Source organism: Tautonia plasticadhaerens, from assembly GCF_007752535.1.
Classification (GTDB): domain Bacteria; phylum Planctomycetota; class Planctomycetia; order Isosphaerales; family Isosphaeraceae; genus Tautonia; species Tautonia plasticadhaerens.
Window position 1 is genome coordinate 3,984,063 of the sequence record NZ_CP036426.1, and the last position, 25,088, is coordinate 4,009,150.

At 74.2% G+C, this 25,088-nt stretch carries 18 protein-coding genes; 3 read left to right on the plus strand and 15 right to left on the minus strand.

The genetic code is table 11. From position 1 onward, the window contains the following. Positions 1–27: 27 nt before the first annotated feature. Positions 28–696 carry a PEP-CTERM sorting domain-containing protein gene (locus tag ElP_RS15925; RefSeq protein ID WP_197447027.1) on the plus strand — a complete coding sequence of 223 codons (669 nt, stop codon included), beginning with the start codon at positions 28–30 and terminating at the stop codon, positions 694–696. A gap of 283 nt (positions 697–979) precedes the next feature. Here ElP_RS15925 and ElP_RS15930 read toward each other — a convergent pair whose 3' ends face one another. Together ElP_RS15930 and ElP_RS15935 are read right to left on the minus strand one after the other, a co-directional pair. Further along, the gene (locus ElP_RS15930) at positions 980–5,005 is read right to left on the minus strand and encodes a protein kinase domain-containing protein (protein WP_145270908.1); all 4,026 of its coding nucleotides are present in this window, start codon (positions 5,003–5,005) and stop codon (positions 980–982) included. 394 nt (positions 5,006–5,399) lie between these two features. Further along, positions 5,400–6,041, minus strand: a complete 642-nt coding sequence (locus ElP_RS15935) for a 3-keto-disaccharide hydrolase (protein WP_145270910.1) — start codon at positions 6,039–6,041, stop codon at positions 5,400–5,402. Positions 6,042–6,370: 329 nt separating this feature from the next. Between ElP_RS15935 and ElP_RS15940 the strand changes: the two genes are divergently transcribed. Next, positions 6,371–8,101, plus strand: coding sequence for an SUMF1/EgtB/PvdO family nonheme iron enzyme (locus tag ElP_RS15940; protein WP_145270912.1), 1,731 nt, complete (start codon positions 6,371–6,373; stop codon positions 8,099–8,101). Between the two features lie 42 nt (positions 8,102–8,143). Here the strand turns inward: ElP_RS15940 and ElP_RS15945 are convergent, their stop codons facing one another. Continuing rightward, positions 8,144–10,150 (minus strand): hypothetical protein, encoded by a 2,007-nt coding sequence (locus ElP_RS15945; protein WP_145270914.1) that lies wholly within the window; start codon positions 10,148–10,150, stop codon positions 8,144–8,146. Positions 10,151–10,231: 81 nt separating this feature from the next. Then, complete coding sequence (locus ElP_RS15950) at positions 10,232–11,239, minus strand: glycosyltransferase family 2 protein (RefSeq protein WP_197447028.1); 1,008 nt, start codon at positions 11,237–11,239, stop codon at positions 10,232–10,234. 325 nt (positions 11,240–11,564) lie between these two features. Between ElP_RS15950 and ElP_RS38155 the strand changes: the two genes are divergently transcribed. Beyond that, a complete protein-coding gene (locus tag ElP_RS38155) occupies positions 11,565–11,792 on the plus strand; it encodes a hypothetical protein (protein ID WP_197447029.1) in 228 nt (75 codons plus the stop codon). A 54-nt stretch (positions 11,793–11,846) separates the two neighbouring features. On the opposite strand, the gene ElP_RS15955 is transcribed toward ElP_RS38155, so the two are convergent. The 11 genes from ElP_RS15955 to ElP_RS16005 all read right to left on the minus strand — a co-directional run bounded on the left by ElP_RS15955 (position 11,847) and on the right by ElP_RS16005 (position 25,088). Further along, positions 11,847–12,917: a dihydrodipicolinate synthase family protein gene (locus ElP_RS15955; RefSeq protein ID WP_145270918.1), complete on the minus strand. Its 1,071-nt coding sequence runs from the start codon at positions 12,915–12,917 to the stop codon at positions 11,847–11,849. 90 nt (positions 12,918–13,007) lie between these two features. Further along, positions 13,008–14,057 carry an NAD-dependent epimerase/dehydratase family protein gene (locus ElP_RS15960; RefSeq protein WP_231749749.1) on the minus strand — a complete coding sequence of 350 codons (1,050 nt, stop codon included), beginning with the start codon at positions 14,055–14,057 and terminating at the stop codon, positions 13,008–13,010. A 196-nt stretch (positions 14,058–14,253) separates the two neighbouring features. Beyond that, positions 14,254–15,291, minus strand: coding sequence for an LIC_10091 family protein (locus tag ElP_RS15965; protein ID WP_231749751.1), 1,038 nt, complete (start codon positions 15,289–15,291; stop codon positions 14,254–14,256). A 49-nt stretch (positions 15,292–15,340) separates the two neighbouring features. Next, positions 15,341–16,018 carry a hydrogenase nickel incorporation protein HypB gene (gene hypB / locus ElP_RS15970; protein WP_145270924.1) on the minus strand — a complete coding sequence of 226 codons (678 nt, stop codon included), beginning with the start codon at positions 16,016–16,018 and terminating at the stop codon, positions 15,341–15,343. Continuing rightward, on the minus strand, positions 16,015–16,362 hold the full coding sequence (locus ElP_RS15975; RefSeq protein WP_145270926.1) for a hydrogenase maturation nickel metallochaperone HypA/HybF: 348 nt from the start codon (positions 16,360–16,362) through the stop codon (positions 16,015–16,017). Before ElP_RS15975 ends, hypB begins: the two co-directional genes overlap by 4 nt. Positions 16,363–16,588: 226 nt before the next feature. Next, the gene (gene hypE / locus ElP_RS15980) at positions 16,589–17,626 is read right to left on the minus strand and encodes a hydrogenase expression/formation protein HypE (RefSeq protein ID WP_197447030.1); all 1,038 of its coding nucleotides are present in this window, start codon (positions 17,624–17,626) and stop codon (positions 16,589–16,591) included. 50 nt (positions 17,627–17,676) lie between these two features. Then, entirely contained in the window at positions 17,677–18,807 is a 1,131-nt protein-coding gene (hypD, locus tag ElP_RS15985; RefSeq protein ID WP_145270930.1) for a hydrogenase formation protein HypD, read from the minus strand. An 85-nt stretch (positions 18,808–18,892) separates the two neighbouring features. After that, on the minus strand, positions 18,893–19,183 hold the full coding sequence (locus ElP_RS15990; RefSeq protein WP_145270932.1) for a HypC/HybG/HupF family hydrogenase formation chaperone: 291 nt from the start codon (positions 19,181–19,183) through the stop codon (positions 18,893–18,895). A gap of 14 nt (positions 19,184–19,197) precedes the next feature. Further along, a complete protein-coding gene (gene hypF / locus ElP_RS15995) occupies positions 19,198–21,555 on the minus strand; it encodes a carbamoyltransferase HypF (RefSeq protein ID WP_145270934.1) in 2,358 nt (785 codons plus the stop codon). Positions 21,556–21,745: 190 nt separating this feature from the next. Next, a complete protein-coding gene (locus ElP_RS16000; RefSeq protein WP_145270936.1) occupies positions 21,746–22,921 on the minus strand; it encodes an acetyl-CoA C-acyltransferase in 1,176 nt (391 codons plus the stop codon). Between the two features lie 4 nt (positions 22,922–22,925). Next, positions 22,926–25,088: a 3-hydroxyacyl-CoA dehydrogenase NAD-binding domain-containing protein gene (locus ElP_RS16005; protein WP_145270938.1), complete on the minus strand. Its 2,163-nt coding sequence runs from the start codon at positions 25,086–25,088 to the stop codon at positions 22,926–22,928.

Here is a 25,088-nt window from a genome sequence, read left to right on the forward strand (position 1 = left end):
CCCGGGGGACCCTCCAGGTTAACTTCCATGAGATTGCACCGATCCCTCTCGATCGCCGCCCTCGCCGTCGGCGTCGGGCTGGCCGGCTCGATGCCGGCCCATGGCGCATTCGCGCTCGTCAGGCCCCGCTTCGAGGAGCTCTTCGACCCGATCTATGAATATTCCTTCGACATCTACCTGACCGGCGTCCCCGGCGAGACCTTCGTCTCGGGGAACAGCGTCCCGGGCTCCTCCGGCCCGGATTTCTTCACGATCTACGACGTCCGCGACCTGCTCTCCCCGACCGGGCTGGAGGCCGGATTTCTGCCGACGATCCAGCCCGAGGGCATCGACCCCTTCGGCCAGGCGCCGCCGTTCTTCGACGACCCGAACATCCCCAACATCACCTTCACCTTCTTCCCCCCCAACTCGACGATCGAGCTCCCGACGGGCATGACCGAGCTCTTCATCGGCGTCTTCTCGGTGCAGACCGAGGACATCCCGCCCCCGCCGCAGCTGGTGTTCAACTACGGCTGGCAGACCTCGAGGCGGGTGGGCGGCGAGATCGAGAAGGAGTGGGGGTTCAACACGGCGACGATCGTCATCCCCGAGCCCGCCTCCTGGGCGATGCTCGGCCTCGGCCTGGCCTGCCCGGCGGCGCTGATCCGGCTCCGGTGGAGGGCCAGGCCGACGGCCGGGGCCGACAGCCGATCCTGATCGGGGCCCCGATCGGCGAACTCGCGTCTCGGTGCGCGGGGCGGGCCTTGTCAGGCTCATGTGCACCCCGCGGCACCCGCCTTTCGGGGGTCCCCGGCCATCTGCCCCCGCGATGGGGCGGGCCGCCCGGGACCACTGCGGTCCGGAGGGCCTCCACTCGGCGGTGGATCCGATCGCGGCGGGCCGATCCCCCCGCCCCCGACATCGGCCCGGGGCCGAGAACGACCGCCCGCCCGGCGGCCGGGCCCGCCCGGCGGGCGACGGCCCGGCGGGCGTCTCGGCCTCACCCGCCGGCCCCCGACTCGGACTCGGATCCCCCGCCGGGGGAGAGCAGGGCGTTGAAGTCGTCTCGGTCGAGGAGCGGGCCGAGCTGGTCGGCGAGCTTGCGGAGGGAATCGGGGTTGTAGCCGGCATCCAGGGCGACGCGGACCTGGGCGACGGCCCGGTCGCCCGCCTCCCGGGCCAGGCGGTCGGCCTCGGCCGGGGCGAGGCCCGTGTCGCCCCGGATCGCCTCGACGCAGCGGGCCAGCAGCACCGCCGACCTCGACCGCAGGGCGAGCTGGCCGGGGACCGATTCCGCCAGGCGGGTCGCCACCCGGGCCGCCTCCATGTACTGGCCGGAGGCGAGGTGGGCGGCGACCAGGGCGGAGCTCGCGTCGAACAGGGCGATCAGGTTCGGGGCGATCGGCGACTCGGTCGCGGCGTCCCTCGCCAGGGGGATCGCCCCCTGGAGGACGGGGATCGCCTCGTCGATCGCCCCCCGAGCGACGAGCAATCCGGCGTAGTCGGTGGCGGCGACGGCGGCCATGGACCTCGTCTCGGCCGAGCCGCCCGGCCCGGCCGCCGCCTCGGCCAGCAGCCGGGCTCCCTCGGCGTATTCGGGCTCGCCGGCCTCGGGGTCGCCGGCCTCGGCCAGGTGCTCGCCGAGGTTGTAGTGCACCACGCCGAGGTCCCGGGCGAGCTTCGGCCCCGGGGCGTCCCGGCCCCCGGCCAGCTCCTCGAACAGCCCCAGGGCCCTCCGGAGCGACGGCCCGGCCGAGGCGAGCTTCAGGTTGGCCCGGTTGTTCAGGCAGGTGGCCAGGTCGGTCTTCAGGTCCCGGTCTTCGGGGAACTGCCGGAGCAGGGCCTCGAAGCGGTCGGCGGCGGAGGCGTACGACGCCTCGGCGGCCTCCGGCTGGCCGCCGTGGGCCAGGGCCAGGCCGGTCGCGGCCTCGCAGGCGGCCAGCTCCCGGAGGTAGGACGGCCGGCCCGGCACCTCGGCGACGAGCCGTCCGAGCTGCTCGGCGGCCCGGGCGAGATCCGCCTCCGACGCCTCGACCTCGCCGAGCAGGTCGCGGAGCGATCCCCGGTTCACCAGCGCCGTGGCCAGGCCGGCCCGGAGGTCGGGCACGTCGGGGAACTCACCCGCCAGCGCGTCCGCCAGCAGGACGGCGTCGTCGAGCGACCCGACCGCCTCCTCGGGGCGGCCGAGCAACTGGAGCGAGCCGCCGAGGTTGGACCGGGCGGTGACGAGGTCGCGGCGGACCTTGACCGCCTCGGGGGCGTCGGCCTGGAGGGTTTCATAGTGCCCGACGGCGCGCCTGAATGCGGCCTCGGCGTCGGCGACCTTCCCCTCGGACTGGAGCAGGACGCCCAGGTTCAGGTGCCCCCGGGCGAGGGCCCGGCGGTACTCGACGCGGCCGGGGAAGTCGTCGGCGAGGCGGTCATAGTGGCCGATCGCCGAGCGGAGCATCTCCTCGGCCTCCCCGGGCCGGCCGTCCCGGCGGAGGAACAGGCCGAGGCTGTTGCTGGTCTTGGCGAGCCCCTCGCGGATCCGGGGGACCGTCGGCAGCTCGACGAGCAGCCCCCGCTGACCGTCCAGGGCGAGGCGGAGCATCGGCTCGGCCTCGGCGTCGCGGCCGAGCATCAGCAGCAGCACGCCGAGGCCGTCGGCGGCGGCGGCCAGCTCCCGGCGTTCCGAGACCTCGGCGTCGGGGGCGTCGGCCATCGGGCGGAGCCGGCTGATCGCGTGTCGATAGGCGTCCTCGGCCTCCTCCACCCGTCCGGAGAGCTTCAGCAGTTCGGCCAGCTCGACCTCGGCCTCCACCAGGCCCAGCTCGTCCTCCGGAAGGGGAGGGGGGGTGTCGAGCAAGGTTTGTCGGCCGCCGATCGCGTCCCGGAGCATCGGCTCGGCCTCCCCGGGGCGGCCGAGCACGGCGAGCAAGGCGCCGAGGCGGGCCTGGGCCTCGGCCAGCCGGCGACGGGGCTCGGCCTCGGAGCCCCGCCTCGCGGCGATCGGCCGGAGGATCTCCAGGGCGAGGCGGTAGGACGCCTCGGCCTCGTCGAAGCGGCCGAGCCGGGCGGTGATGTCGCCGATCCGGGTGCGGGCCCGGGCCGACTCGACTGCGGCGGAGGGGCCGATCCCGCCGCCCCGGGCGAAGCCCTCGTAGTAGTCGAGGGCCTCCCGGAGCGGGCCTCGGAGGGCGTCGTCGATCGGGGGGGCCTCCGGGGCCTCGGGGGCGGCCTCGGGGGCGTTGCCGTCGAACCCGGCCGGGGCCATCGGGCCGTCGAGCCGGGCGAGGGCGCGATTCAGATACGCCTCCTCCCTGGGGTCGGAGATGTCGCCCAGGACGGCCTCGGCCACGTCGAGGTACATGTCCTCGACGGCCGACCGGGCGAGCCCTTCCATCGACTCGGCCCGGTCGCGCTCCCGGCCGATGAGCAGGGCGGAGGCGGCCAGCACCGGCACGAGGACGGCCACCAGGGCGGCGGCCGCCGTGACCGCGGTGCGGTGCCTCCTGGCCCAGCGGAAGGCCCGGGCGGCCAGGGGCTCGCGGTAGACCGAGACGGGCTCGTCGGCGAGCCAGTGCTCCAGGTCGTCGGCCAGGGCGAGGCAGGAGGGGTATCGGTCGGCCCCCGACCGGGCCATCGCCTTCAGGCAGATCGCCTCCAGGGCGGGGGGGACCTCGGCCTTGAGCCGCCTCGGCGGCGGGAACTCCCCCTTGCGGACCTTGTGCAGGATCGCGATCAGCTTGCGGTCGGTGAAGGGGGGGGCGCCGGCGAGGAGCTGGTAGAGGGTGGCCCCGAGGCTGTAGACGTCGCTGGTCGGGCCCATCCGGGCGTGGTTCCCCTCGGCCTGCTCGGGGCTCATGAAGGCCGGGGTGCCGACGGCCGAGCCGTCGATCGTGGGCGTCGAGACGGCGACCGAGGTCGGCCGGAGCGGCAGCTCGGCCGTCGGGGGGTTCGAGGGGGAGTCGACCCGGTCGACCGGCTTGGCCAGGCCCCAGTCGACGAGCAGCGTCTCGCCGTAGGGGCCGAGCATGATGTTGTCGGGCTTGATGTCGCGGTGGATCACCCCCCGGCTGTGGGCGTACTCCAGCGCGTTGCAGACGTCGACGAACCGCCGCAGCAGCCCCCGGAGCTGGAGGGTGCGCCCGACGGGATCCTTCGGGCCCCGTTCGGGGTCGTGGAAGCGTTCGATCGCCTTGCGGAGGCTCTCGCCGCGGATGAACCGCATGGCGTAGAAGGGGCGGCCGTCGGGGTTGCGGCCCAGGGAGTAGACCGGGACGACGCCGGGGTGCTCCAGGCCGCCGGTGATCTCGGCCTCGACGAGGAACCGGGAGCGGCTGTCGGGGTCGTCGGCGTGGCGTTCCTGGATCTCCTTGAGGGCGACCTCGCGGCGCAGCTCCTCGTCGAAGGCGACCAGGACCGAGCCGAGCCCCCCCTTGGCGTGCTCGCGGACGACCCGGAAGCGGCTGCCCGAGCCCCCCCAGCCGACCCCGCCGGAGGACCCGACCGACGGCGATCCGGGGGGCTGCGCCTCGACGGTGGGCGCGCTGCCCATCGGCGAGGTCGCCTCCGGGTCGACCCGCAGGGCCTCCCGGGACGACCCGGCCTCGGCGTCGCCCCGCCCGGTGCCGGGGGCGGTGGCGAGGCTCGGCCCCGAGCCGGAGGTCGCCTCGGGGTCGAATCCGGCCGGGGGGTCGGGCCGGGCCCGGGCGGAGACGGTCGGCTCGAACCGGGGCAGGCTCGGCTCGGACGGGGGGGGCGAGGCCCCGGCCCCGCCCGCGAGGTCGAGGGTGTCGAACGTGCCCGAGGCGGCGTCCCAGGGCGCCTCGGGGTCGTCGGCGTGTTCCAGGACCACCGCCTCGACGCGGAGGAGCAACGCGTCCCGATCCTCGGGGCTGAGGTCGCCCAGGCGGACGAGCACCTCGTCGAGCGGCTCGCCCGTCTCCTTCCGCTGCTCGGACGCCGAGGACAGCCGGGCCGGGTCGATCAGCCCGGAGCGCCGGGCCAGGTCGGTGAACACGGTGTTGCGGTCGATGTCCATCGCAGGTGGCCTCGACACAAATCCGATCCCACACCCGCCCGAGCTTCTAGGGGGGTCGTCCCTCCCCCCGGCGGGCACCCTGATGATGGTACCATCGCCGGAGGCGTCCCGGGTGATCAATCCGCCCGGGTCGCGAGCCCGGGCGGCCCGGCCTCGCGGTCCCGGTCGGGGTGGGTCGGCGGCGGGAGTCGTCCCCGGGTGGCGTGCCCGATCCGTCGGGGATGGTCCCGGGGGGCCCGGGATGACCACGCCGCCCCGCCCCGCCCGGTCCCGGGCGAGGGCGAGGGCGGCCGCCCGATTGAGCCCCGGGGCCCCACCCGCCCGGGGGATCGGTCGGGGGACGGGGATCCCCCGCGGCTCCCCCGCCTCCGGGCCGGGGCGGGCGGGGGGCCGCTCACTCGATCGGCCGGATCTCCAGGGATCGGAAGCGGATCGGCCGGCCCTCGGACTGGAAGCCGATGGGGCCGGACTCGGGCGAGGCGGCGGTGCCGGTGTCGATCAAGGTCCCGTTGAGCGAGCACGCGACGGCGCCGTCCCGGCAGACGACCTCCATCGCGTTCCACTGGCCGACGGGCTTGATCGCCTCGGCCCGGGACTGGGCGACGGCCTGGGCCGGCCGGTCGCCCTGGATCTTGCCGCCGGAGACGCCGAGCAGCCGGCCGGCGTCGGAGTTCTTCAGCTGGACCTCGATGCACCTCGGCCAGACCTTCGCCTCGCCCTCGATGTGGATGAGCAGGCCGCTGTTGCCGTCGAAGGCGGCGTCGTCCCGGAGGTCGTCGGGGCGCTCGTACATCCACTCGAATCGGAGGGTGTAGTCGTCGAAGCCCTCCTTGGTGGCGAAGTAGCCGTTGGGCGTGCCGCTCAGGGCGACCTCCCCCTCGGGACTGATGGTGATGGTGTCCGCGTCGATGCCGACGAGGTCGAACTGCCCGGCGTCGGTCCCCTCGACCAGCGGCGTGAAGCCGCCGTCGTCCTGGGCGGAGGCCAGGGCCGTCGGGAGCAGCAGCAGGGCGGTCAGGGCGGTGAGGCGTCTCATGGCGGGTTTCTCCCTGGATCCGAAGTCGTTGCGGTCGTGGTCGTCTCGCCGGCCGGGGGTCGGGGGGTGCCGACCGATCGATCCGGCCCGGGGACGGCCCGGGCACCTCCGGCTCGACGGGGGCGGTGCCCGGCCGGGAGTCTACCCGTCGCCCCGCGTCGACACCAGGAGACGCCCGGCCCCGAGGCGGTCGGGACCGGGGTTGCCGACGGGGGGCCGATCCGGCTACCCTTGCATGGAGTCCCCCGGCGACGACCACGTCCTTCTCGGTGCGACCGGTTGCGGGCCCTGATCCGATCGGCCCCTCGCAACCGCGGGAGCGATCGCACATGGCCGAGCCCACTTCGTCCGAATACGAGCTCGCCCTACCCCCGACCGGCGAACCGAGGCCGAGGCGACCGACGCCCCCGACCGGCGACGACGACGGGCCCCCGGCCCGGAAGGTCCCCCCCTCGCCGCCGAAGCCCCTGCCCCGGATCTCGAAGTCGGTCCCCCTCTCGGCCGAGGAGGCCGAGCAGCAGTCCGCCCCGGACGACGGGCCGCCCCGACGCTCCCGCAGGGAGCGGGCCGCCGCCCGGTCGAGGGGCAGGCAGGCCCCGAAGGACGAGGGGCAGGAGGACGGGCAGACGCTGGTCGCCCCCACGCCGACGCTCGACACCGTCGAGACCCGCCACCGGGTCCGGCTGCTCCTGGGGATCGTCGCCGCCTCGGCCGTGGTCCTGGCGATCGCGATGGTCGTCCGGGCCGTCGGCGGCGGGTCGGCCGACGAGGAGGGGCTCTACGTGGTCGACGCCTCCCAGATGTTCCCGCCCCACCAGCGGCCGGGGGGGGCGCCTGTGGTCGTCGCGAAGGCCGACGACGAGGCCCCGGCCCGCGACCTGTACACCAGGGCCCGGGCGGCGATGTCGATCGAGCTGGCCCGATCCCAGCTCCAGCGGATCGTCGATTCCTACCCGAACACCCGGACCGCCGTCGAGGCCCGGGCCGCGCTCGGCCGGGTCGCCCAGGGCCGGCCCCCATTCCCGGACGTCCCCACCCTCTCTCCCTCCGGCTTCCCGGTCGCGGCGCCGACGCCCGACCCGGCCGGGACCGACGTCGCCTCGGCCTCGCCCGAGCCCACTCCCGCTGCCGAGCCCGAGCCCGAGCCGATACCGGAGCCCGAGCTCGTGGTCCGAGTGCTGCCGCCGGGCTTCTCGCCGCACCCCGACGCCCGGGAGCACCCTTCCGGCTGGCCCTCCCGGATCGTCTGCGAGGCGGACGGCATGACCATGGTGCTGATCCCCGGCGGCACCTACATCGTCGGCCGGGACAGCGGCTCCCCCAACGAAGGGCCCGCACACCGGGTCGAGCTGCCCTCCTATTACCTCGACGAGCACGAGGTCACCGTCGGCCAGTTCGCCTCCTACCGGGAGGCGATGACGGACCGGGGAGAGGCCGTGCTCCCCGCCCCCGAGGAGCTGACCCGCCTCGGCCTGACCGACCGGCACCCGGTCGTCCTGACCTCCGCGAAGGAGGCGCTCCGCTATGCCGGATGGGCCGGCCGGTCGCTGCCCACCGAGGCCCAGTGGGAGGCCGCCGCCCGGGGGCCCGAGGGCCTGATCCGACCCTGGGGGGCAGGCGCACCGCCCTGGACCGACCGCCGGGCCCCCAGGCAGCTCGACCCGGTGATGTCCTACCCGAGCGACCGCTCCCCCTCCGGCGTCTTCGACCTCGCCGCCAACACCTGGGAGTGGACCGTCGACTGGTTCTCCGGGGACGCCTACGCCTCCCGGGCCGGCCGGATCCCGTTCAACCCCGCCGGCCCGGCGAATCCCTCGACGACCCCCGCCCGTCAGACCGTCCGGGGCTCCTCGCCCGAGCACGACCTCTCCTATCGGGAGGGGATGCGCGTCGAGACCCGCCTGCCGTACCTGGGCTTCCGGTGCGCCCTGAATGTCGAGGGGCTCCCGCTCCCGGGCGATCCCCCTCGGACCGGCGCCATCCCGATCCCCGGCCCGGTCCGGGCCCCGGCCCCCCCCGTCTCCCGGCCGAGGGCCGGCGGCTCGCTCGTGCCGTTCTGATCCCCGACGCCGTCTCGGAGGCGTCGGGCCGGGGCCGGCCGCTCAGGGAGCCCCCGCCTCCCCCGGCTCGATGAACCAGACGGCGTGCCGGTCGTCCTCATAGAGCAGCGTGCCGGGCCCGTCCGCCCGGAGCCAGTCGAGGGCAGGGGGGGGGCCGCCCGGGGCGGCCGGGCCGCCTCCGGGCTCGTACCTCGGCCCCCGGCGGTCGAAGTGGATCGCCAGCGGCCGGCCCAGGGCGAGCAGCTCGTCGAGGACGAGGCGGAGGGCCTCCGGATCCGACTCGGTCGCCAGGCGGTCGATCAGCCCGAGCCGGCGGTCGAACTCCCCGGCCGGGTAGGCGCGGAGGTCGACCAGGTTGTACCGGCCCGCCTCCTCGTACCCGGCCCGGGTGGTCATCTCGCCCCGGTCGGCCGGCACGAGCAGCGATCGGGCCGCGAAGGGGAACGGATGGTGCCGGGTCCGGTCGGTCACCAGGATGGTCGAGGGCGGGGTCCGTTCCCGGACGGCCCTCGTCCAGCCGGCGTCCGATTCGGAGGGATCCAGGTCCAGCCAGAAGGACCGCTCGACCATCCGGGGTCCGGACCCCGCGTGGGGGGCCTGGTGCGCCCCGAGGCGGAAGCCGTGGTGGATCGCGATCGCCTGCGTCCCGAGCAGCAGGGCGGCGACCGCGGCCCAGCTCGCCCTCGGGGCGCGGCGGGTCAGGCCGTCGAAGGCCAGGCCGGCCAAAACTCCCAGGGGGATGATCGCGCAGAAGAGGAACTTGTACTCGACCGGGTTGGAGACCCCCAGCCGGAGGACGGCATAGAGCGCGGCGGAGCCGATCGCCGTCCCGGCCAGCACCAGCATCGGCGCCCGACGCTGCCGGGCCGTCCGGAGCAGGAGGAGCGCCGCCGGCGCCGCGGGCACCGCGAGGGCGAGCGTGCCCCTTATGAGCTTGGAGAGGAGCGGGCGGGGTGAGAGCACCACCTGGGCGGACGGCGCCGTCAGCTCCCGGGTGATCCACTCCAGGAATCCGAGCGAGGCCAGGCCGGCCGCCGCCAGGGCGAGGGTCAGCCGGAGCGCATCCCCCTTGCCGTATCCGGGCAGGTCCTTGGACAGGGGGAGGAGCATCAGCAGTAGCAGGACCCCGCCGGGCAGGGCCGCCGCCGGGAGGATCGTGGTGTAGGTCAGCCCCACGGTGAGCACCAGGGCCCCGATCAGCAGCGGGAGGGACCGGAGCCGCTCGATCGACGCCCGGACGGCCACGAAGACCAGGCCGCTGTAGGCCGCCAGCCCGAAGGGCATCACCTGGAGCTGGTAGAACTTGTCCAGGAACGGCCCCGTCCGCTTCTCGCCGAATCGGTTGGCGATCTGGCTCGCCCGGGACCGATCCCCCTCCAGCACCCCCCAGGAGGTGGCGAGGAGGTTGCCGCCCAGGCCGATCAGGCCCACCGCCAGCACGGCCGACGCCCGGGACCCCCCGAGCCCCCGGACCGCCAGGTACCACAGGGCGACGCAGGCCAGCAGCAACGCCGGCTGGATTGCGCAGAACAGCAGCGTCGGCGGCACGTCGGAGACCCACCCCACGACCGCGAAGTACAGGTGCCCGAGCCACGGGTAGGCCAGCGGCAGCCCGGCCATCTGGGCCTCCTCCGGGGCGATCGGGCCGGGCCGGGCCAGGGTGTAGATGACGTCCACCTGCATCAGGTTGTGCCAGGCGAGCGTCCGCATGGGCGTCCACCGCCAGGGGAAGACGAGGTAGGCCATCAGCACCGCCATCACGCCTAAGATCGCCGGCCACTCTCCCCGATCGGCCGCCAGGACTGGCCGGGAGGACCTCCGCCAGATCAGGACCAACGCCGGCAGGTTCAGCACCAGGGCGGCCCAGGACGCCGGGGAGAACCCCACGCCCAGCAGCTCCAGCCCGATCACCTGCGCGGGCAGGACCAGCGGCGAGAGGACCACGGCCAAGGCCAGCCGGGCCGACCACGGGATCTCCAGCCGCCTCGGGCCGAAGGCGACCCAGGCCCCGGGCAGGACCATCAGGAGCGGGATGGCGAGCAGTCTCATCCGGGCGGGTCCTCGACGAGGGGGGCGGTGCACGCCCGGGGGTTCGGCGGGAGGCAGTCGGGTGCGAGTCCCGCGGCGGATTCACGCGGTGTAGATCAACTCGAGCATCTTCAGGGCGACCCGGGTCGCCTTGACCTTGTTCGACCCGACCCCCTTCGACTCCCCCAGCCGGGCCCGGAAGTAGACCGGGATCTCGATGACCCGCATGTCCCGCTTCAACGCCTCGATGAACATGTGGGGGGAGAAGTGGTTCCCCTTGACCCGGAGGTGCCCGGCCAGCCGGCGGTAGGACTCGACCCGGATCGCCCGGTAGGTGCAGCCCATGTCGGTGAGCCGGGTGCCCCAGAAGCGGGTCTGCACCAGCTTGGCGACGATCTGGTTGCCCGGGTTCAGCAGCCAGTCCATCTGCGTCACCGAGTCGCGCAGCTCCTGGGTGGCCCGGGTGCCCAGCACGAGGTCGCAGTTCTCCAGGTAGGCGAGGAACTTCTTCACGTCGTGGGCCGAGAAGGTCATGTCCCCCTCGCAGAGGACGACGACGTCGGCCCCCTCGGCCGCCTCGGCCAGCGCCCTCATGCAGCAGGAGCCGTAGCCGGGGACGGTCTCGATGACCACCGCGTCGGCGCCGGCCTCGGCGGCGACCCGGGCCGTGTCGTCGGTCGAGTTGTTGTCGACCACGACGACCTTGTGGACCTCGGGGCACGCCTTGAACTCCCGGACCGCCGGCCCGATCGCCTCCCGGTCGTTCCAGGCCGTCAGGCCGACGTGGACCCTGGCCCCCCCGAGCGAACGGTAGGAGGCGTCCCGGGGGGGCAACAGCCGCCGGTGCATGACGAACAACTGCCAGAACGCGACGCCGCCGAACAACGCCGCGCCGATCAGGATTCCCCGGTGCACGGCCAGGAACCCGGGATCCTCCCCCAGCGGCGTGAGCAGCCAGAGCATCGAGGTGGCGGCGTACAGGCCGGCCGTCGCGAGGGCGCCGGTCACGCTCCAGAGGGTGAAGCGGCCGATCCATGGGGCCCATCCCCTCGAGACGCCCGCCGGGCGGGATGCCTCGCGAGGCAGGGTGATCTCTTTGCGTCGTGTCATGGGACGTCGGGCGGTACTCTGGCGGGTGACGGATCGAGGGCACTTCTTCGGGCGGGCCGAGATGGAGCCTACGATATCGAGCGGCGTGGCCGAACCGCAACTAGAGCCAAACAAGGCCGATGGCGATGTCGGCCGTCGCGAGCGCCCCCCGCAGTTGGTGATCGCCTCGTCCCGGCGGGCCTGCTCGATCGGGGTCGCCGGGACGGAGTCCCCGGACGAGGGCCGGTCGGCACGGGGCGTGCTCCCGATTCTGCCCCCCGGCGAGCCCGAGGGGCCGACCGGCCCCGATCGCCGTCCCCCCGATCCCCGAACCGATCGAGTGCCGATGTCCCTCGGATTGCAAGTGGCGGCGCCGGTGTTCGCCATCCTGGGAGTGACCCTGATCGCCCTGCGGTGGAGCGTCGCCCGGGGATGCCTCCTGGCTTCGAACCGGGCGTTCGGGACGCGGTTCTCCCTCGACGGCAAGGACGCGAGCCGGGGGAGGACGGTCGTCCTGACGGCGGCGGCGGCCCTGATCGTCGCGTCGATCTCCATCCTTTACGGCCTGTTCTGAGCCGAGCCGGGCCGGTCGGGATCGTGCCCCGGGCCCGGGAGGCCGGCCGGCCGATCAGCCGCCGAGCCAGGCGTCCCGGTGCTCGGCGACGAAGGCGTCGTCGTTCAGCTCGGGGTAGCTGCGGTAGACGCGGTCGATCTCGTCGAGCTGGCCGGGGCTGGGCCCTTCGTCCGGATCCAGGCACCAGAGCCCTTCGAGCAGCCCCTGGCGCCGGAGGACCTCGTGCAGCCCGGCGATGCAGCCCTTGAAGCCGTTGGCGGCGTCGAAGAAGGCGGCGTTGGCGTCGGTCACGGGGGCGGACAGGCGGATCAGGTCGGTCGGGATCCGATCGGCCCCGGCGGCGGCGTGGCAGGCGTCGAGCAGCTCCACCGCCTTGCTCGTCCAGACGGCCCAGTGCCCGAGCAGGCCCCCCACGAATCGGCGCTCGACCCAACCCCCGCCGACCCGGACGCGGAAGGGCGTGACCAGATCCAGGACGATCTGGTCGTCATTGCCCGTATACAGGGCCAGATCGTCCCTCCCCGACTCGGCCACCGCCCGGACCACGTCCAGGGTCCGGTAGCGGTCGAACGGGGCGACCTTGATGGCGACGGCCGCCTCCAGCCCGGCGAATTCCCTCCAGAAGCGGTGCGAGAGGTCCGGCCCGCCGACGGCCCGCTGCAGGTAGAAGCCGACGATCGGGAGCACCTCCCCCACCGCCCGGCAGTGGTCGAGCCGGGCCCGGTCGTCGTCCCGGGCCAGGGCCGCCAGGCTGAGCAGGCCCGCGTGGTAGCCGAGCGACCGGAGCATCTCGGCCTCGGCCACCGCCTGCCCGGTCCCCCCGCAGACGCCGCCGACCCGGATCATCGGGCGGCCCCTCCGCTCGTCGGCCCGGTCCAGTTCCTCTGCCGCCAGTTCCAGGACGGGCCGGAACAGCCCGTGACGCGGCTCCCGGATGGCGAACTGCGTGGTGTGCACCCCCACCGCCAGCCCACCGGCCCCGGCGTCGGCGTAGTACCGGCAGAGCGCCCGCTGCCGACGCTCGTCCAGCGTCCGGTCGGCGGTCAGCGCCAGCGGCATCGCCGGGATGACGGCCCCCCGTCGGAGGGCCTCTCGGATCTCGGGGGGGGGCAGGGGGGCGGGCATGGGAGGGCCGTGGGTGGGGCGAGGGGGGAAGTCGGATGACGGATGTCGGAGTTCCGGTCAATCCTCGGCGAACGCGGGCCTCGGGGCGAGTCAGAACTGCCCGTCCCGGACCTCGAACCGGGTCGGCTTGTCGAGCAGCGTGCCACCCCGCCGGAGCCAGTCGGCCACGAGCGCGATCAGGTGGTCGGCGTCGATCCGGGGGGGGCCCATCAGGCGTCCGGCGAGCGATGCGTCGCTCAGGAGGGCGTCCGGCGCCTCGGTGCCGGTGATCGAGGGCGGCCGGCCGAGCAGCTCGCCGAATCGCTCGGCCACGTCGCGGACGCGCAGGACCTCCGGCCCGGTGACGTTGAGCGCGAACGGGGGGCTGGAGGCGTGGTCGAAGGCGTGCAGGGTTATCGCGTTGGCGTCGGCCTGCCAGATGGCGTTCAGGTGGCCCATCGACACGTCGATCGGCTCCCCCGCCAGCACCTTCCGCCCGATGTCGATGAGCACGCCGTACCGCATCTCGACGGCGTAATTCAGGCGGATGACGGCGATCGGGATCCCCAGGGTCCGGCTGAAGTGCTCCATGATCCGCTCCCGGCCCACGCAGCTCATGCCGTAGTCGCCCACCGGGCGGAGCGGGTCCGTCTCGACCGAGCCGCCCCCCGAGACGGGCACCAGCGGATAGACGTTGCCGGTCGAGAAGGCGACGATCCGGCTGCGGCGATACTTCCGGCAGACCAGGCCGGGCAGGAAGCAGTTGACGGCCCAGGCGGTCGCCTGGTCCCCCGAGGCGCCGAACTTGAAGGCGGGCATGTGCACCACGTTCGGCGCGTCCGGCAGCCGGTCGATCTGGTCGGGATCGAGCAGGTCGCACCGGATCGGCTCGATCCCCCGGTCTCGGAGCCAGCCCTCCCGGGAGGGGTCGGAGAAGCGGGCCACCCCGTACACCGTGCGGTCGACCCCGGCGAGTTCCGACGCCCGCCGGGCCATCCACGCCAAAGTCGGCCCCATCTTGCCCGAGACGCCGAGGACGACCAGGTCCCCTTCGAGCCGCCCCATCGCCTCGACCACGCCGGGCGTCGGCTCGGAGAGCAGCGAATCGAGGTGGTCCTCGTCTCGGACCGAGTCGAACGAGCGATGCGAGTCTGGGATCACGGGAGGGCGCCCCTGGCCGTTGGGATCTCGACCGATCGAGCCGTGCGAATCCGACGCGTCGCGACCCGGAGGCCGCCCGGGGCCGATCGCAGGACGATCCCCTAAACTGATCCGGGGCATCGGCCGAGTCAAGGGAGCGGGCCGGTCGCCGTCGGGATCGACGCCAGTCGCCCGGCCCCGGCGAGCCCGGCGAGGCCTATCCCCCAGATTCGGCCCCGAACAGGTCGTCCGGGGTGCGGATCCGCCCGGCCCGGGCCTCGTCGAGGAAGCGGGAGAGCGGCCGGGCGATCGTGGTCGAGCTGTCGCCGAGCACTCGCTCGGGGTGGTCGATCTCCCGGGTGCTGGTGCGGACGATCAGGGCCCCCTCGGCCCGGGGGAGGCGTTCGAGGTTGGCGAGGTAGGCGTCGAATCGGCCGGCCCGGAGCAGGAAGAACTCGACGTCGGAGACGTAGAGCACCGACACGGGCAGCCCCCTTTCGCGGAGCCACTCGGCCAGCCGGGGCAGGGCGCCGTCCCCGGCGAGGTCGGCGACGAGGGGGAGGACGCGGTCGAGCCGCTGGGCGTCCCGGACGGCCCGGTAGGCCTCCTCGGTCGCTAGCAGGTGGGCGGGGCGCCCGTCGCGGTCGGGCGTGCGGATCAATTCGCCGAAGGTCGGGTAGATCGGCAGGGCGAGGAATCGGGCGCCCATCCCCGGGCCGGCGACCCGCGCCTGGATCGTCGCCAGGTCGTCCCACTCCCGCTCGCCGAGCACCCCGAGCGGCCGGAGCAGGGCGGTCACCTCGGCCCTCGTCCGCCCCAGCAGGGGTTCGTCGAACGGCGAGGCCTCGAACGCCCCGACGAGCTGATCGGCCGTCGGGTCGGCGGCCATCGGCCCCGGCCGACGGCAGGTGAGCCGGGTGAGGTAGGACACCCGGTCGTCCGAGAGCATGAACAACGCCTTGTGCAGCAGGTGCAGCCTCAGGTTGCGCCGGCGGTAGTCGAGCACGAAGGCGAGGGAGGGGTCGCAGTGGGCGACGTAGGTGAAGTTCTGGTCCGGCCCGACGCCGAGGTAGACTCCCCCCGGGGCGGCCCGGCGTCCCAGCTCGCCGCAGGGCCGGGGGAAGGAGTCCTCGTTGGTCAGGAAGTTGTCGCCATGCGGGCCCTGCTCGGGTTCCGACAGCGTCCGGATGACCTCGGCGAAGGTCGCGTCGCGGCCGGGGAATCCGATCTCCTGCAATCGGCCGGGGTGGTTCACGCTCATGGCTCCGTACGGCCCGGGGGTCCGGTGGCCACCGGCAGGCGCATCATCCGAGTGCCCCGGAGCGCCGGGCCGAGAGGGCGTCCAGCCAGCGGTCCAGTCCCTCGCCGGTCTTGGCCGAGACCTCGAAGATCGCCATGCCGGGCCTCACGGACTCGACGCCCCGATGCGCGGCCTCGGCGTCGAACTCCACGGCCGGGGCGAGGTCCGTCTTGGTGATGATCGCCTCGTCCGCGGTGTGGAAGATCGTGGGATACTTCAGGGGCTTGTCCTCCCCCTCGGTCACGGAGAAGAGCACCAGGCGGAGATCCTCGCCGAGGTCGAAGGTCGAGGGGCAGACGAGGTTGCCGACGTTCTCGATGAACAGGTAATCCAGCTCCTCCAGCCTCCAGCCGTCGAGGGCGGCCGAGACCATCGCCGCGTCCAGGTGGCAGACCGTCCCGGTGGTGATCTGCCGGACGGGTGCCCGGCTGCGGGCCAGGCGGCGGGCGTCGTTGTCGGTGGCCAGGTCGCCCACGAGCGCGGCGACCCGGAGGCCGTCGCGGACGCGGAGCGTCGTCAGGACCCGCTCCAGGAACGCCGTCTTGCCCGAGCCCGGGCCGGAGACGAGGCTGACCACGTACACCCCCGCCTCCCGGAAGCGGGAGCGGAGCCCTCGGGCGACGAGGTCGTTCTGCTTGAGCACCCGATGCCGGACCTGGACCAGGCGGGGCGGTGTCGTCATGGCTCCACCTCGAGGGCGACGACCTCGAGTTCCCGGCCGCGGACGACGTGCGAGGCCGGGCCCCCGCACTCGGCGCAGCGGAGATGCCTGATCGACGCCACCGGGCGTTCGGCGTCGCAGGACGGGCAGAAGGCGACGAGCGGGACCGCCTCGAAGACCAGGCTGGTCTCCCCGAAGGGGGTCCCCTCGCGGGCCAGCTCGAAGGCCGATCGCAAGGCCTCCTCGACGACGCCCGAGAGCGGGCCGAACCTAAGATGGATGGCGAGGACCCGGGCGCCGTCGAGGCGGGCGGCCTCCTCCGAGGCGGCGTCGAGGATGGCCAGGGCGATGGAGAGCTCGTGCATGTCCCGACTCCGGTCATGGCCGACGCGGCCCGGCCCGACGCCGACGCGGCCCCCGCGTCCTCGGGCGGCCCGGCGACGCGGGAACGGACGACGACGCCGGCGGGAGTCCCGGGAGGGTGAGCACCTCCAGGGCGGTTCGTTCGGTCTTGCCATCCCTCCCCCCCTCCCTCGCCCCCGGTCGGGCCCGCGCCCCCCGTACCCGGGGCGACCGGTCCCCCGGGCCCGATCAGCAGATCCGGGGCAGTTGCTCCCCGGAGAGCATGGACACGATGCGCTCCCCGCCTACGACCGATCGGAGCGTCACCATGCCGGGGTGCTCGGCCACCACCCGGCCGATGATCGCCGCGTCGCGCCCCAGCGGGTGCGATCGCATGGCCGCCAGCAGCGCATCGGCGTCCTCCGGCGGCGAGACGGCGAGCAGCTTCCCCTCGTTGGCGACGTCGAGCGGGTCGAGGCCGAGCATCTCGCAGGCCCCCCGGACCTCGGGGCGGACGGGGATCGACCCCTCGAGGAGCGTCACGCCCACCCGGGAGGCGGCCGCGAGCTCGTTCAGGGCGGCCGACACGCCGCCCCGCGTCGGGTCGCGCATGGCCCGGATGCCGGGGCAGGCCCCCAGCATCGCCCGGACGAGGCCGCCGAGCGGGGCGGTGTCGCTCTCCAGCGCCGTCTCGAACTCGATCCCCTCGCGCACCGACATGATGGCGATCCCGTGATCGCCGATGGTGCCGGAGACGAGGATGCGATCGCCGGGCCTCGCGTCGCGGATCGACAACGATCGCCCCTCGGGGGCCAGGCCGACCCCGGTGGTCGTGATGTAGACCCCGTCCCCCTTGCCCCGATCCACCACCTTGGTGTCCCCGGCGACCAGGATCACGCCCGCCTCGGCGCAGGAGTCGCGCATCGAGGCGACGATCCGCCCCAGGTCGTCCAGGGCCAGGCCCTCCTCGAGGATGAACGCCGCCGCCAGGTACAGCGGCTCGGCCCCGCCGACCACCAGGTCGTTGATCGTGCCGTGGACCGCCAGCCGGCCGATGTCGCCGCCCGGGAAGAACAGCGGGCGGACCACGAAGGCGTCGGTGGAGATGGCGATCCGGGGGGCCGGGACGCCGTCCCCCCCCGGCAGGCGGACGGTCGCCTGGTCCTCCAGCGCGGCCAGCACCTCGTTGCCGAAGGCCGGCACGAAGAGGCGCCCGATCAGGTCGGCCGTCGCCCTCCCGCCGCCGCCGTGCCCGAGCAGGACCCGATCGGCATCGGCACGGGGCATCGGACAGGTCCCGAACGGCCCGGGGAGGGTCGCCTCGATCGGCTCGTCCATCAGCGGCCCCCCCCGATCGGGACCGCGACGGGGACCCGGCCCTCCCGGTGCCGCCGGGAGTCGTGGTAGGCCGCGCACGCCCCCTCGGACGAGACCATCGTCGCCCCCAGCGGCGTCTCCGGGGTGCACTCCCGGCCGAACGCGGGGCAGTCGGGCGGCTTCCTCAAGCCCCGGAGGATCTGCCCGCTGATGCAGGCCGACGACTCCCGGGTCGCGATCGCCTCGACCTCGAACCGCCGCTCGGCGTCCTGGTCGCGATAGGCGTCGCGCAGCCGGTAGCCGCTCCGGGGGATCGGGCCGATCCCCCGCCAGGTGCGGTCGCAGACCTCGAAGACCTCCTCGATCAGCCCCCTCGCCGCGGGGTTCCCCCCGGGCCGGACGGCGCGGGCGTAGGGGTTCTCGACCCCCGCGCGGCCCGATTCGAGCTGCCGGGCCGCCCGGAGCACGCCCTCGAGCAGGTCGATCGGTTCGAAGCCGGTGATCACGATCGGCACCCGGTGGCGGCGGGCCAGCGGCTCGTATTCGGCCGTCCCCATCACGGCGCAGACGTGGCCCGGGCCCAGTACGGCCTGGACCCGGTTGCCCGGCGCCCCCAGGATCGCGGAGATCGCCGGCGGCACCAGGACGTGCGAGACGAGCACGCTGAAGTTGGCCAGCCCGCGCCGCCTCGCCATCCGGACGGCCATCGCGTTGGCCGGGGCCGTGGTCTCGAAGCCGATCGCGAAGAAGACGACCTGGCGGTCGGGGTGCGCCGCGGCGAGATTCACGGCGTCGAGCGGCGAATAGACGACCCGGACGTCGCCGCCCTGGGCCTTGATCCGGAACAGGTCGCCGCGGGAGCCCGGCACGCGGAGCATGTCGCCGAAGGAGCAGAAGATGACCCCCGGCCTCGCGGCGATCGCGTGAGCCCGGTCGATCACCTCCAGGGCGGTGACGCAGACCGGGCAGCCGGGCCCGTGGACCAGCTCGATCCCCGGCGGCAGGATCGCGTCGATCCCGTACCTGACGATCGAACGGGTCTGGCCGCCGCAGACCTCCATGATCACCCAGGGCCGGGTCACGGCCCTGGAGATCGCGTCGGCCAGCTTCGCGGCGGCCGCCCCGTCGCGGTATTCGTCGAGGAACTTCATGGCGAGGTGTCCCGGTCGGCCCCGGGGGGTGCGGGGGCCCTCTCGTCTCGGGGGCATGGGCGCGGGATCGTCGCCCGGCCTCCCCTCACGGGGCGGGGGCCGTCGGCGGGGGACGCTCGCCGGCCCTCGGGGCGCCGTCCTCGAGCTCGCCGAGCTGGTCCATCTGCTCCAGGAACTCGAAGACGCGCCTGGCCTCGTCCTCGTCGATGCGGGACAGGGCGAAGCCGACGTGGACCAGCACGTAATCCCCCGGGCGGGCGTCGGGGACGTGCTCCAGGCAGACCCGCCTGGCGACCCCAGCGAAGGAGACCTTGCCCATGAGCACGTCGTGCTCGCGGTACGTCTCGACCACCTTCCCGGGGATCCCGAGGCACATCGGCAGGCCCCCGCTCAGGATCGGCCGGGGCCGCCCCACTCGACGGCCGGACCGGTAATCGGCCAGGCGTCCGGCCCCGGGCCGTGCGATCGATCCCGGGCCGCCCCGATCGCGAGCTGGCCCAGGCTCAGGCCGCCGTCATTCGGCGGGACCTTCCGATGACGGTAAACCCGGAACTCCTCCCGAGTCAACCGGCCGGTGATTTCGCGGGCCAGCAGGGCGTTCAGGAAGACGCCGCCGCTGAGGACGACCTTGGCCGGGCCGGACTCGCCCCTCAGGCGGAGGCAGACCTCCGCGACCATCTCCACGAGCGTCGAGTGGAACCGCCTCGCGATGACCGCCGGGGCCCGGCCTCGGCCCGCCTCGGCGGCCACCTCGGCGATCAGGGGCCGGTGGTCGATTTGCAGGGGCGCCCCCGGGGGGCCGTCCCCCTGCACCTGCTGGATTTCGAAGGGATAGGCGGCGTCGGCGGCGACCCCCGTGGCCAGCCATTCGAGCTCCATCGCCGCCTGGCCCTCGTAGCTGACGCGCGGCCGGAGTCCGGCCAGCGCCGCCACGGCATCGAACAGCCGCCCGACGCTCGACGTCGGCGGCGAGCGGAACCGCCGCTCGATCATCGTCCGGACGACGGCCAGCTCCGCCGGGGAGGCCCGCAGCCGGATCGCCGAGGAGCCCACCCCCGCGTCGGCCAGGTACGACGCCGCCATCCGCCAGGGTTCGAGGGTCGCCCGGTCGCCCCCTGGCATGGCGACGTAACGCAGGTGCGCCGCCCGGCGGAAGCCCAGATAACCCCCCACCAAGATCTCGCCCCCCCAGGTCGCGCCGTCGAGCCCGTAGCCGCTGCCGTCGAACGTCACGCCGAGGACCGGCTCGTCGAGGCCGTGCTCGGCCATGCAGCTCGCCATGTGCGCGTGGTGGTGCTGGACGGCGAGCCGCGGGAGCTCGGCCGGCCGTCCCCTGGCGTAGCCCGTCGAGGCGTAGTCGGGGTGCAGGTCGTGCACGATCAGCGCCGGGCGGATCGCCAGGAGCCGCTCGTAGTGCCCGATGGCCTCGGCGTAGGCCCGATACGCCTCGTAGCGGTCGAGGTCGCCGAGGTGATGGCTCAGGAACGCGTGGCGACCCCGGCCGAGGGCGAAGGTCGCCTTCAACTGGCCCCCCAGCGCCAGAGTCGGCCGGGGACAGGGGACGGGCAGGTCGATCGGGAGCGGCGTGGAGCCCCGGGAGCGTCGGATCGGCGACTCCGCGCCGTCGACCACCCGAGACACCGAGTCGTCGCAGCGGAGGTGGATCGGCCGGTCGTGCGTCAGGATCAGGTCGGCGATGCCTGCCAGCCGCCTCGCCGCGTCGAGGTCGTCGTAGGCGATCGGCTCGTCGGACGGGTTGCCGCTGGTCATGACCAGGGGCGCCCCGGCCACCTCCAGCATGAGGAGGTGGTGTAGGGGCGTGTAGGGCAGCATCACGCCGAGGCGGGGATTGCCGCCCGGCGACACCCCGACGGCGACCGGCGCCCCCGGCCTCCGGCGGAGCAGGACGATCGGCCGGCACGGCGAGGCGAGCAGCGCCCGCTCCTCCTCGTCGAATTCCCCGAGCGCCCGGGCCCACCGCAGGTCTCGCACCATGACCGCGAGCGGCTTCTCGTCCCGATGCTTGCGGCGCCGCAGCTCGGCCACCGCCCCCTCGTCGCCCGCGAGGCAGCAGAGGTGGTAGCCCCCCAGGCCCTTGACGGCGACGATCCGCCCCCTCCCCAGCGCCGAGGCCGCGTCCGAGAGCGGATCCCCCGACTCGATCGCCCGCCCGTCACCGCCCAAGAGCCGGAGCCGGGGGCCGCACGCCGGGCAGGCGATGGGCTGGGCGTGGAATCGGCGGTCGCGGGGATCCTCATATTCCGATCGGCAATCCAGGCACATGGCGAAGGCCGCCATGGTCGTGCGCTCGCGGTCGTACGGGGTCTCCCGGATGATGGTCAGCCGGGGGCCGCAGTGGGCGCAGTTGAGGAACGGATACCGATGCCGACGGTCCCGGGGATCGAATAATTCCCGGAGGCAGTCGTCGCAGGTCGCGACGTCGGGGGCGAGGAAGATCGGGCCGGCGGCGTCGCCCGCGCTCGGCTCGATCCGGAACCCGGGCTCGCCCCGGGGTGGTCGACGGGCCCAGCGCACCCCCTCGATCCGTGCCGGCGACGGGGGCCGGGACGTCAGCTCGGCCAGGAATCGGTCCAGCGACCGGGGGTCACCCTCCACCTCGATCCGGACGCCGCCGGCCCGGTTCTTCACGAAGCCGGAGAGGCCGAGGCCGGTCGCGAGTTCGTGGACGAAGGGGCGGAATCCGACCCCCTGGACGATCCCGATGATCTCGATCGCGCGACGGTCCATGGGGGTGGGGCCTCGAGGGGGACGCATCCCCCCGCCCCGGCCGACGGGGCGGCGGCCGGGCCATGCCGGGCGGGGCCATGGCGGGGAGGTGGGGCGTCCCATCATCCCCCGCCCGGCCCCCGGAGGTCACCGTCCCGATCCCCCGGCCCGGCGATCACGGCGATCACGGCGATCACGGCGATCGCGGCGATCAGGAATCGGCGCCCTTAGTGCACGCCTCGAAGACGGTCGCGACGCCCTGGCCCAGGCCGACGCAGAGCGTCGCCAGGCCGAACATGGCCCCCTCGCCGCGCATCCGATGCAGGAGCGTGGTCGCGATGCGGGCCCCGCTCGCGCCGAGGGGATGGCCCAGGGCGATCGCCCCGCCCCGGAGGTTCACGCGCCGCTCGTCGATGCCGAGCGACTGCAACACGGCGAGCACCTGGACGGCGAACGCCTCGTTCACCTCGATGCAGCCGACCTGCCCCAGGGCGAGGCCGGCCCTCGCCAGCGCCTTGCCGACGGCCGGGACCGGGCCGATGCCCATCTCCTCCGGCTCGACGCCGGCGACCGCCATGGAACGGATCCGGGCCATCGGCTCCAGGCCGAGTTCGGCCGCCTTCTCCTCCGACATGACCAGCAGGGCGGCCGCCCCCACGCTGACCTGGGAGCTGTTCCCCGCCGTCACCGTGCCGCCGTCGGGGTGGAAGGCGGGTGGGAGGGCCGCCAGGGACTCGGGCGAGGTGTCGCGGCGGATCCCCTGGTCCTCGGCGAGCAGGGACTTCCTGCCGGCCTCGTCGCGCCCCCAGGTCGGGACGACCTCGCCGAGGAACGCCCCGCCGTCGGTCGCCTCGGCGGAGAGGAGGTGGCTCCTCAGGGCGAAGGCGTCCTGCCGTGCCCGGGAAATGTGGTACTTCGCCGCCAGGTATTCGGCCGTCAGGCCCATGTGCATGATCGCCTCGCTGTGGCGGCGGAAGAGGCTCGGGCAGGGGTCGTAGCCGCGGTCCATCGGCACGTGGCCCATGTGCTCGACCCCGCCGACGACCTGGACGTCCTCGCAGCCGGCGGCGATGCTCATGGCGGCGTCGTTGATCGCCTGGAGGCCCGAGGCGCAGTTGCGGTTGACCGTCACCCCCCCCGCCTCGACCGGCAGGTCGGCCGCGAGCGCGGCGATCCGGGCGATGTCGAACCCCTGCTCACCCTGCTGCTGGACGCATCCCCATCGGACGTCCTCGACGAGTCGGGGGTCGATCCCCGTCCGGTCGACCAGCGCCCGGATGACGTGGGCCGAGAGGTCCTCGGCACGGACGTCCCGGTAGCATCCCCGATCCGCCGACGCCCGCCCGACGGGGGTGCGCACGGCGTCGATCACCACGGCTCGTCTCATCGGTTCACCCCTCCGGCGACGCGGCCATCTCGGCCCTGGGATAGAACGACCCGCCGCTCGATGCCAGGAGCGAGAGCGATCCGGTCGGCTCGAACCGGGCCCCCAGGTCGCGGTACGGCTCCAACTGGTCGAGGACCCCGGCCGCGCCCTCGGCGTCGGCCCACCGGAGCAGCCCCCCCCGGAACGGGGGGAAGCCGACGCCGAGGATCAATCCCAGGTCGACCTCCGACGGCTCCCGGACGACCCCCTCCTCCAGGACACGGGTCGCTTCCAGGAGCATGGGCAGGAACAGGCGATCGGAGATCTCCTTGTCGGTCGGCGGGCGATCGCCGATCCGGCGGCGTTCCAGCAGGGCGAGGGCGGCGGGGTCGGCCGCCGGCTTGCCCTCCCGGGCGTGCGATCGGAACCCCGCGCCCGCCTTCTCGCCCAGGCGGCCGGCGGCGACGAGATCCCCGATGATGGGGGTCGGGGCCGCCCGGTCGGGGAAGGCGGCGGCCAGGACCGCTCCCGCCCCGGCGACCGTGTCGAGGCCGATGAAGTCGGCCAGGGCGATCGGCCCCATCGGCATCCCGAACCGCTCGGCCGCCGCGTCGACCCGGTCCATCGGGGCCCCCTCCTGCACCAGCCGGAACGCCTCGTTGAGGTACGGGAAGAGGACCCGGTTGATCAGGAAGCCGGGGGCGTCGCGCACGACGATCGGCGTCTTCCGGAGCCGCCTGGCCAGCGCGACGACCGTCGTCACGGCCTCCTCGCCGGTCCGATCGCCCCGGACGACCTCGACCAGCTCCATCCGGTCGACCGGGTGGAAGAAGTGCAGGCCGACGAACCGCTCGGGGTCCGGGGCCGAGGCGGCCATCCGGGAGATCGAGATCGTCGAGGTGTTGCTGGCCAGGATCGCGTCGTCGCGCAATTCGCCGCCGATCTCCCGGAACAGGGCCGTCTTGGCCGCCTCGTCCTCGGTGATCGCCTCGACGACCACGTCGCAATCGGCGAAAATCCGGGGGGACGTGGACGTGCTCAATCGACCGAGCATCTCGGCCAGGTCCTCGGGCGAGGCGCGGCCGATCTTGATCCGGCTGGCGACGACGCCCCGGGCCTTCGCCAGGCCGGCGGCGAGCCGGGATTCGTCGAGGTCGACCATCGCCGCCCGGAGGCCGGACCGGGCGGCCGCCGTGGCGATCCCGGCCCCCATCTGGCCGGCCCCCGCGACGCCGACACGCCGCACCGGCCGGGCCACGGCCCCGGGGGCGGCCGCGACCGGGTCGCGATCGAGGCGGTGTTTCATGAAGTAGACGGCGATCAGGTTCGCCGAGGTGGGCGACCCGATCAGCCCCAGGGCCGCCTCCCGCTCGACCGCGAGCCCTCCCTCCAGGGGGCGATTGCACCCGTCCCGAATCGCGCCGAGCGCGGCCAGCGGGGCGGGATATCGGCCGCGGGTCCTGGCCCGGATCGCCCCTTCCGCGACGGTGACGGCGAAGCGAAGCTGGTCGTCGCCGAGGCCGAGCGGCCCCCGGAGCCGCCGCCGTCGCTCGGGCCAATCGCCGACGCCCTGGAGGTGCTCGACGAGGCGGACGCCCTCCTCCACCAGCCGGTCGCTCGGGACCGCGTCGAAGGCGAGTCCCAGCGCCGCCGCCTGCTCGGCGGCGACGACGGTCGAGGAGCAAATCATGTCGATTGCGTGATGAATGCCGATCAGCCGGGGGAGCCGCTGGGTGCCCCCCCAGGCCGGCAGCAGCCCGAGCGAGACCTCGGGCAGTCCGATCCTCGTCCCGGGCGACGCGGAGGCGATGCGGTCGTCCATCGCCAGGATCAGCTCGGTCCCGCCTCCCATGCAATTGCCGTCGATCAGCGCCACCGTCGGGAAGGGCAGCCGGGCGATCCGGTCGAGGAGCCGGTGGCCGAAGTCGATCACCTCGGCCACCCGGTCGCCCGTGGCCGAGGCGAGGGCGGCCAGCTCCTTGAGGTCGGCGCCGGCGATGAACTGGCCGGGCTTGCCGCTCCGGAAGAGCAGCCCGCGGAGGTCGGACCGACCTTCCAGGTGCTCGACGAGCCCGGCGAGCTCCAGGAGCGCCGCCCGGCCCAGCGTGTTGACCTTCTTGCCCGGCAGGTCGAACGTCAGCAGGGCGATCGACCCGTCGACCTGATCCAGTCGGAATGCGTTTCCCAT

Excerpts from the sequence above, each read along its gene's own strand:
- hypF (WP_145270934.1), bottom strand. The coding sequence starts at position 21,555 with ATGGACCGTCGCGCGATCGAGATCATCGGGATCGTCCAGGGGGTCGGA.
- hypD (WP_145270930.1), bottom strand. The coding sequence starts at position 18,807 with ATGAAGTTCCTCGACGAATACCGCGACGGGGCGGCCGCCGCGAAGCTG.
- ElP_RS16000 (WP_145270936.1), bottom strand. The coding sequence starts at position 22,921 with ATGAGACGAGCCGTGGTGATCGACGCCGTGCGCACCCCCGTCGGGCGG.
- ElP_RS15925 (WP_197447027.1), top strand. The coding sequence starts at position 28 with ATGAGATTGCACCGATCCCTCTCGATCGCCGCCCTCGCCGTCGGCGTC.
- hypE (WP_197447030.1), bottom strand. The coding sequence starts at position 17,626 with ATGCCCCGTGCCGATGCCGATCGGGTCCTGCTCGGGCACGGCGGCGGC.
- ElP_RS15990 (WP_145270932.1), bottom strand. The coding sequence starts at position 19,183 with ATGTGCCTCGGGATCCCCGGGAAGGTGGTCGAGACGTACCGCGAGCAC.
- hypB (WP_145270924.1), bottom strand. The coding sequence starts at position 16,018 with ATGACGACACCGCCCCGCCTGGTCCAGGTCCGGCATCGGGTGCTCAAG.
- ElP_RS15945 (WP_145270914.1), bottom strand. The coding sequence starts at position 10,150 with ATGAGACTGCTCGCCATCCCGCTCCTGATGGTCCTGCCCGGGGCCTGG.
- ElP_RS15975 (WP_145270926.1), bottom strand. The coding sequence starts at position 16,362 with ATGCACGAGCTCTCCATCGCCCTGGCCATCCTCGACGCCGCCTCGGAG.
- ElP_RS15950 (WP_197447028.1), bottom strand. The coding sequence starts at position 11,239 with ATGACACGACGCAAAGAGATCACCCTGCCTCGCGAGGCATCCCGCCCG.
- ElP_RS38155 (WP_197447029.1), top strand. The coding sequence starts at position 11,565 with ATGTCCCTCGGATTGCAAGTGGCGGCGCCGGTGTTCGCCATCCTGGGA.
- ElP_RS16005 (WP_145270938.1), bottom strand. The coding sequence starts at position 25,088 with ATGGGAAACGCATTCCGACTGGATCAGGTCGACGGGTCGATCGCCCTG.
- ElP_RS15935 (WP_145270910.1), bottom strand. The coding sequence starts at position 6,041 with ATGAGACGCCTCACCGCCCTGACCGCCCTGCTGCTGCTCCCGACGGCC.
- ElP_RS15940 (WP_145270912.1), top strand. The coding sequence starts at position 6,371 with ATGGCCGAGCCCACTTCGTCCGAATACGAGCTCGCCCTACCCCCGACC.
- ElP_RS15930 (WP_145270908.1), bottom strand. The coding sequence starts at position 5,005 with ATGGACATCGACCGCAACACCGTGTTCACCGACCTGGCCCGGCGCTCC.
- ElP_RS15955 (WP_145270918.1), bottom strand. The coding sequence starts at position 12,917 with ATGCCCGCCCCCCTGCCCCCCCCCGAGATCCGAGAGGCCCTCCGACGG.